Source organism: Kribbella monticola (assembly GCF_003261635.1).
In the GTDB taxonomy this organism is placed as follows: domain Bacteria; phylum Actinomycetota; class Actinomycetes; order Propionibacteriales; family Kribbellaceae; genus Kribbella; species Kribbella monticola.
Window position 1 is genome coordinate 618,849 of sequence record NZ_QFXK01000039.1, and the last position, 7,774, is coordinate 626,622.

A 7,774-nucleotide genomic window follows, 5' to 3' on the forward strand; every position below is an offset into this window, starting at 1 on the left:
TCAGGCGAGGGTTATGAGGGTTATGCCGGCTACTACTACGGTGGCGGCCAGGGCTCGTTTGGGGCCGAAGCGTTCGCCGAAGAAGAGGGCGCCGATGATGGCGCCGAAGATGATGCTGGTTTCGCGGAGGGCAGCGACGGCGGCTAGGGCTCCGCGGGTTTGGGCCCATAGGACGAGGCTGTAGGCGGCGAGCGAGACCAGGCCGCCGGCGAGGCCGGCGTACAGGTAGCGCTTTTCTACCCGGAGGAAGCTCAAGCCCCGTCGCCAGAGGACGAAGAGGATCAGGACGGCATTCTGGAGGGTGAAGGTCCAGCCCATGTACGACGCGAGCGGGACCTTGCGGACGGCGACTCCGTCGACCACCGTGTAGGCGGCGATCAGCAGGCCGGTGCCGAACGCGGCGAGCAAAGCAGGCGCCTGGTGGCGTTTTGGGCGGCCGCCGATGAAGACCAGGGCGATCAGGCCGGCCGAGATGAGCAGTACGCCGGCCAACTCCAGCGGCATCAGGTGCTGGTTGAGCACCACGACCGCGACCACCGCGACCACCCACGGCGACGTACCGCGCGCCAGGGGGTAGACCTGGCTGAACTGACCGAGGTTGTACGACATGACCAACCCGCCGTAGTACGCAAGATGCACCACCACCGAAGCGATGATGTACGGCCACGCCTTCGCCGGTGGCAGCCCTGTGATCGCGATCGCGACGACGGCACACGCGCCGGACGACAACGCGAGCAGCGCGAACCCACCAAGGCGATCCGGTACGCCGTGCGCCATCGCGTTCCACGCCGCGTGCAGCACCGCCGCACCGAGCACCGCCAGCAACACCGTCACCCCACCACCCTGTACGAGCAGGGGGGCAACCACCACCGAGTTCCTGACCGTGGAAGAGCTAACTGCAGGTGACTTCCGCATTCAGCCAGTCGGCATGGTCGAAGTCGGGGCTACCGGCAATATCGAGACGTAGCTCCAGTACCGCGACGCCGGTGACCGTCGCGTTGATCGCAACAGCACCACCGGCTCCGGTGGCGTCGGCCTGGCCCAGGCGGGTGCCGTCACCCCAGACCTCGAAGTGGACCTGCCCGCGGTCGCCTACCTCGTCGTCGATGCCGACCGACGTGGTGAAGCTGCTGCACTGCTTGCCGAGGTAGAAGCTCGCTGCGCCGTTCGCGTGACCGCCGAGACCGGACGGGTAGACCACACCGGCCACCGTGAGTGGCTGTCCGTCGCCCTCAGCCTGCTCACCGACGCTGCGGTTCCGCTCGAGCGGACCCCAGCCGTTCGTCATGGAGACCCACGGCCGGTCACCGAGCTTGGACTTGCCGGCCGGCGGCGGCGTACCGAGGCAGGTGATCTGCGGATCGAGCCAGTCCGCATGGTCGTAATCGGGCGTCGCCCCTGGATCGAGCCGCAGTTCCAGTACATCCACACCGCTCAGATTCGCGTTCAGCGTCACGGCACCACCGGAGCCGCTCGCGTCGGCCTGGGCCAACCTGGTCCCGTCACCCCACACCTCGAAGCGCACCTGACCTTGGTCGCCCACCTCGTCGTCGATGCCGCCCGCCACGGTCAGCTGGGTGCAGTTCGAGTCGAGAAAGAACCCGATCCGGCCAGGAGCGTGGGCGCCGAGTCCCTTCGGATACACCGTGCCGGCGACCGTCAGCGGCTTGCCGTCCCCCGAGTCCTGACCGCCCACGCTCTGGTTGCGCTCGACCGGACCCCAATAGTTCTCCGAATACACCCACGCCTGATCGGACAGCGTCGTACGACCAACTGGCGGCGGATCGGACACCGTGAAGCCGCCTCCGCCCGAAGCGTGCTGCACGCTGCCGTTCCAGGTCCAGTCAGCACTCCCAGTCAGCTCCACCGGTCCAAGGGCTGGCTGACTGGCTGCGAGGTGCCAGGTCACCACACCCGTCGATCCAGCGGGGACAGTTGGCAACTGCGTCGATCCGGCCGGAGTCGTCGACCACGGGCTCGGTGCATTCAGGGCAAGCTGCGCAGCCGTCAGCGCAGCGGGGCCGTCGTTGTTGATCTTCACCCGTACGTCGACTCGCCCAGCCGTGGAGACGTAGGGCTTCACGGGCTCGGCCTCCACCACGACCAGTGGCGCCAGGCCGACCGAAGCACCCGGCGTCACCTTGAACATCGCGGCCTCGTGCGATGCCACCTGCGCGCGGATCGTCCCGCCTGAAGCCCGTACGGCGTCGGTCCACAAGTTCTTCACCGTGTACGTCGAGGAGGCGCCGAGCCCGAGTGCGCCGGCCGTCGTACTGATGGTGGCGAGGCTCTGCGATCGATTCAGCAGCACGACCGCGGCGGAGCCGTCGGAGAGCTTCTTGGACCAGACCTCGAGGTCGCCGTCGTCGCGAATCTTCTTGCCCTGCTGGCCGGCCCAGTCCTGATCGACCGCGACGACGTCCGGGTCGGTCAGCTGATCCCGCGTCGTCGCGGGCATGTTGCGAAGGTCGTTGCCCGCGATCAGCGGCGCGTTCAGGATCGACCAGAGGCTCATGTGCGCCTGGCTTTCGCCGTCGGTCAGGCCGCTGTTGCCGACCTCGAGCATGTCGGGGTCGTTCCATTGGTTCGGTCCGGAGTACGCCTCGAGCCCGACCTGCTGGTCCAGCAGTGACATCACGCTCGGCCAGTTGTTGGCGATGTCGCCGGTGGTCCGCCACATATGACCGCCTGCCTCCGAGGCCCACAACCAGGGTTGGTTCTGACCCCATTCGCAGATGCTGAAGAGGATGTCGCGGCCGCTCGCGACCAGCGCGTCGCTCATCGTCCGGTAGCGGGTTTGGGCCGACATGCCGTCGTGGTCGCCGCAGTTGTCGTACTTGAGCAGGTCGACACCCCAGCTCGCCCAGGTCTGCGCGTCCACGGTCTCGTGGTGCAGGCTCGCGGGCAGGCCGGCACAGGTGTACGAACCGGCGGACGAGTAGATGCCGAGCTTGAGACCGTTGGCGTGGACGTAGTCGGCGATCGCCTTGATTCCGTGGGGAAACCGCCGCGGGTCCGCCGTCAGCTGCCCGGCGGCGTCACGTTGCGGCGCCATCCAGCAGTCGTCGAGGTTCACGTACTCGTACCCCGCCGCAACCATCCCCGACGACACCATCGCGTCGACGGTGCCCTGGATCACCTTCTCGTTGATGTCGCAGCCGAAGGTGTTCCAGCTGTTCCAGCCCATCGGCGGCGTCGGCGCGAGGTTCGGTTTGGCAGCCGCGGCGGCCGGCGCGGCCTGCACCGGAAGTGCGGGAAGCCCACTGAACAAGGCGATTCCGAGAAAGGCGGCAAGCAGACGTCGGCGCACGGCGGACTCCATCTGGGTGGGCGGGCACTCACTGCGATGGAACGTACGCGGGCCGTGCGCAGGCGACAACACATTCAATCAGCGCGAAAACCAGCGCTCGACGTGCAGGAACCCCGGGCGGATCGCCCGGGGTTCCTGGTGTTCGCCTGACCCGTCAGAACATCAGTGCGCGGGCGGGGTCCTCGAGGATGCCGGCCACGTCGGCGAGGAAGGTGGAACCCTTCTCGCCGTCGATCAGGCGGTGGTCGAAGGACAGCGCCAGTGTGGTGATCCAGCGGGGCACGATCTCGTCGTTCACCACCCACGGCTGCTTGCGAACCGCGCCGAAGGCGAGGATCGCGGCCTCACCCGGGTTGATGATCGGTGTACCGGCGTCGACGCCGAACACGCCGACGTTGGTGATCGTGAACGACCCACCGGCCTGGTCGGCCGGCTGCGTCTTGCCCTCGCGGGCCACGGCGACCAGGTTGTTCAGCGCCGCGCACAGCTCGGGCAGCGTGAGCGACTCGGCGCCCTTGATGTTCGGCACGATCAGCCCGCGTGGGGTGGCTGCGGCGATACCGAGGTTGACCGAACCCTTGAGCACGATCTCCTGGGCGGCCTCGTCCCACGCCGCGTTGATGATCGGCGTACGGCGAGCCGCCAGCGTGACCGCCTTCGCCAGGATCAGCAGCGGCGAGACCCGGAGGTCGCGGAACGCCTTGTCCTGCTTGAGCCGGTCGACCAGCTCCATCGTGGCGCTGACGTCCACGGTGATCCACTCGGTCACATGCGGCGCGGTGAACGCACTGCTCACCATCGCCTGCGCCATCACCTTCTGCACACCCTTGATCGGAATCCGGGTGTCCCCCTGCGCACTGACCACAGGAGCAGCAGCCGGTACTACGGACGTCACGGCCGCAGCCGTGTGGTTCTCGACATCCGCCCGAGTGATCACCCCACCCGGCCCGGAGGCGGTCACCTCAGCCAGATCGATCCCCAGATCCTTGGCCAACTTCCGCACCGGCGGCTTGGCCAGCACATGCACAGACCCACGGTTGCCTTCGGCAACCGAAGGGAAGGCGGAGGGTCCGGCGAGTGCCGGCGATGGCGAAGCCGAGCCAGGCGCGGCACCACCTGCAGGCGCGGCTTGCGGCGCCACCGCAGTTTCAGCAGCGTGCGACGCAGGAGCAGCAGCGCCGGGCGACGTAGGAGCCCCGCCCTTGCGCGGGCGGCGCTTTGCTTCGGTGGTTTTCGGGCCGTAGCCGACCAGGACCGCCGTCCGGCCACCCGGAGCGGCGCCGCCGATCTTGCCGGCTTCGATCTCGTCGCCGTCGGGGATCGACGGGACCATGTCCTCGGCACCGGTGCCAGTGGGCGCCGGAGCGAGGTCGCCCGGCGTCGCGTCGGCCGTCTGGACCGAGATGATCGGCGTACCGACGTCGACCGTCTCGCCTTCGGGCACGAGGAGTTCGGTGACGACACCGGCGTACGGGACCGGGAGTTCGACCAGCGACTTCGCCGTCTCGATCTCCACGATCGTGTCGTTCAGCTTGACCGTGTCGCCGACCTTGACCTTCCAGCTGACGATCTCGGCCTCGACCAGGCCTTCTCCCACGTCCGGGAGGCGGAACTGCTGGATGCCCATCAGTACTCCATCACCCGGTCGACACCATCGAGCACCCGGTCCAGGTCGGGCAGGTACTCCTCTTCCATCCGCGACGGCGGATAGGGAGTGTCGTACCCGGCGACCCGCAGTACGGGAGCCTCCAGGTGGTAGAAGCACTCCTCGCTCACCCGCGCGGCCAGTTCGGAACCAGGGCCGAGTGACAACGGCGCCTCGTGCACGACGACCGCGCGCCGGGTCTTCTTCACCGACTCGAAGATCGTCGGCAGGTCCAGCGGCGAGATCGAGCGCAGGTCGACGACCTCCAGGTTGCGGCCGTCCTCGACCGCCGCCTCGGCCGCCTGCAGCGCCGTCTTCACCATCGGGCCGTAGCAGAACAGCGTCGCGTCGGTGCCCTCGCGGACCACCCGCGCCTTGTACAGCGGGTACCCCGGGTCGGCGCTCTCGTCGAGCTCGGCCTTCTCGTGGTACCGGCGCTTCGGCTCGAAGAACACCACCGGATCGTCGGAGGCGATCGCCTGCTGGATCATCCAGTACGCGTCGACCGGGTCGCTACAGGCGACGACCTTGAGGCCGGCCACGTGCGCGAACAGCGTCTCCGGCGACTCGGAGTGGTGCTCGACCGCGCCGATGCCGCCGCCGAACGGGATCCGGATCACGATCGGCATCTTCAGCTTGCCCATCGACCGGTAGTGCATCTTGGCGACCTGGTTGATGATCTGGTCGTACGCCGGGAAGACGAACCCGTCGAACTGGATCTCGCAGACCGGGCGATACCCGCGCAGCGCCAGGCCGACCGCGGTACCGATGATGCCGGACTCGGCCAGCGGGGTGTCGATCACCCGGTCCTCGCCGAAGTCCTTCTGCAGACCCTCGGTGACCCGGAAGACGCCGCCGAGCTTGCCGATGTCCTCACCCATGATGACGACCTTCGGGTCCTTCTCCATGGCGGCCCGCAGGCCCATGTTGATGCCCTTGCCGAGGCTGATCTTCGCCATCTCAGTGCTCCCCTTCGAACGAGGCGGCATAGGCGGCGTACTGCGCCTGCTGCTCCACCAACTGCGGGGTCTGCTCGACGTACGCGTGCTGGAAGAAGTCCGTCAGCGTCGGATCGGGCATCGACAGGCAGCCCTCACGCAGCTTGGCGGCGATCTGGTCGGCCTCGGCCTCGATCTCGTCGAAGAAGTCGTGGTCGACGCCGGCGGAGCGGGCCAGGTACGCCTTCACGCGCTCGATCGGGTCCTTCAGCTTCCAGTACTCCAGGTCCTCGGACAGCCGGTACTTCGTCGGGTCGTCGGAGGTGGTGTGCGCACCCATCCGGTAGGTGTAGGCCTCGACCAGGGTCGGACCGCTGCCCTCCCGAGCGCGCTTGAGCGCTTGCTGGGTGACGGCGTACGTCGCGAGCACGTCGTTGCCGTCGACGCGAACGCCGGGGAACCCGAAGCCGGCGGCGCGCTGGTACAGCGGGATCCGGGTCTGCCGGTCGATCGGCTCCGAGATGGCCCACTGGTTGTTCTGGCAGAAGAAGACGACCGGCGCGTTGAACACCGAGGCGTAGATGAAGGCCTCGTTCACGTCGCCCTGGCTGCTTGCGCCGTCGCCGAAGTACGCGATCGTCGCCTCACCGTTGTCGGCGTCACCGACCGCGTGGTCGCGCTGCTGGCCCATCGCGTACCCGGTTGCGTGCAGCGTCTGGGCGCCGATCACGATCGTGTACAGGTGGAAGTTGTTGTCCCGCGGATCCCAGGCACCCTGGTCGACGCCGCGGAACAGCCCGAGCAGGTTGAGCGGGTCAACGCCCTGGCACCAGGCGACACCGTGCTCGCGGTACGTCGGGAAGACCATGTCCTTCTTGTTCAGGGCGCGGCCGGAGCCGATCTGCGCGGCCTCCTGGCCGAGCAGCGAGGCCCAGATGCCGAGCTCACCCTGACGCTGCAGCGCAGTCGCCTCGGTGTCGATCCGGCGGACCAGGGTCATGTCCCGGTAGAACCCCTTGATCGCCTCGTCGTCGAGGTCGAACGAGTAGTCCGGATGCTCGACGCGCTCACCTTCGGGCGTCAGCAGCTGGACGAACTCGACCTCCTCGGAGGCCTGGGACGGACTGACCGGCGCCTCGACGGGCGCGAACACTTCCGGGGCAAGGCCCGGCACCGACTCACTCACATGCACTCCTCGGGTTCGAGCGCGGGATCGCCGCGACCGCAACGTTGCACGGGTCCCGGCCCATCCAGCCGGGTGAGGCTTCGAGGGTTAGGACCGCGTGGATCCAGGGTTGATGCACACCGCATGGCAGTGAACCTCCTCACTGGTATCACTGCCCATCTTGCCGGACACCGTACCGATGAGGTTGCTGATCCGCTAACTGTCTGGACGCCGACTTGTACGCCGGTACGCAAAGCCGTCCAGCGGTGAGACACCAGTCCAACCAGTGGTCTCATCCCGGGGCGCCCGCACGCTCGAATCACCCCGGTGTAACACCACCAAGGTCATTCCTGCGACTTCCGTCACAGCTTCGTACCGATCCCTGTGCATCCCCGCCGTACCACTCCAAAACTGGTCCACCCCCCAGCGGCAATCACCACCCGCCCCCACCCCACCACCCTCAGCAACCCCCAACCATCCCTCACCACCCACCCCGCACCGCCCTGCCTCCTTTTTTCACCCCACCTCTCCCGCCCGCGCGACCCACCCAGCGCGACTTCGACATGGCCCCGCCTCCAGCCTCACCCACCGCCCGTCCCAGCTCCCCCCGCCTCCTCCCTCACCCGACCACCCGTCCCGCCTCACCCCGCCCCTCCCCGCCCTCACCGCCCGTCCCGCCTCACCCCGCCCTCACCGCCCCTCCCCGCCCTCACCGC

The 7,774-nt window shown here is 67.9% G+C and carries 5 protein-coding genes; all 5 read right to left on the reverse strand.

The genetic code is table 11. The features are described from left to right. On the reverse strand, positions 1 to 834 hold the full coding sequence (locus tag DIZ26_RS34360; RefSeq protein ID WP_198676413.1) for a DMT family transporter: 834 nt from the start codon (positions 832 to 834) through the stop codon (positions 1 to 3). Between the two features lie 58 nt (positions 835 to 892). Beyond that, positions 893 to 3,310: an NPCBM/NEW2 domain-containing protein gene (locus DIZ26_RS34365; protein ID WP_232828809.1), complete on the reverse strand. Its 2,418-nt coding sequence runs from the start codon at positions 3,308 to 3,310 to the stop codon at positions 893 to 895. A 154-nt stretch (positions 3,311 to 3,464) separates the two neighbouring features. Then, a complete protein-coding gene (locus DIZ26_RS34370) occupies positions 3,465 to 4,937 on the reverse strand; it encodes a dihydrolipoamide acetyltransferase family protein (RefSeq protein WP_112248701.1) in 1,473 nt (490 codons plus the stop codon). Then, positions 4,937 to 5,914 carry an alpha-ketoacid dehydrogenase subunit beta gene (locus DIZ26_RS34375; RefSeq protein WP_112248702.1) on the reverse strand — a complete coding sequence of 326 codons (978 nt, stop codon included), beginning with the start codon at positions 5,912 to 5,914 and terminating at the stop codon, positions 4,937 to 4,939. Before DIZ26_RS34375 ends, DIZ26_RS34370 begins: the two co-directional genes overlap by 1 nt. 1 nt (position 5,915) lies before the next feature. After that, the gene (pdhA, locus tag DIZ26_RS34380; RefSeq protein WP_112248703.1) at positions 5,916 to 7,079 is read right to left on the reverse strand and encodes a pyruvate dehydrogenase (acetyl-transferring) E1 component subunit alpha; all 1,164 of its coding nucleotides are present in this window, start codon (positions 7,077 to 7,079) and stop codon (positions 5,916 to 5,918) included. Positions 7,080 to 7,774: the final 695 nt, after the last annotated feature.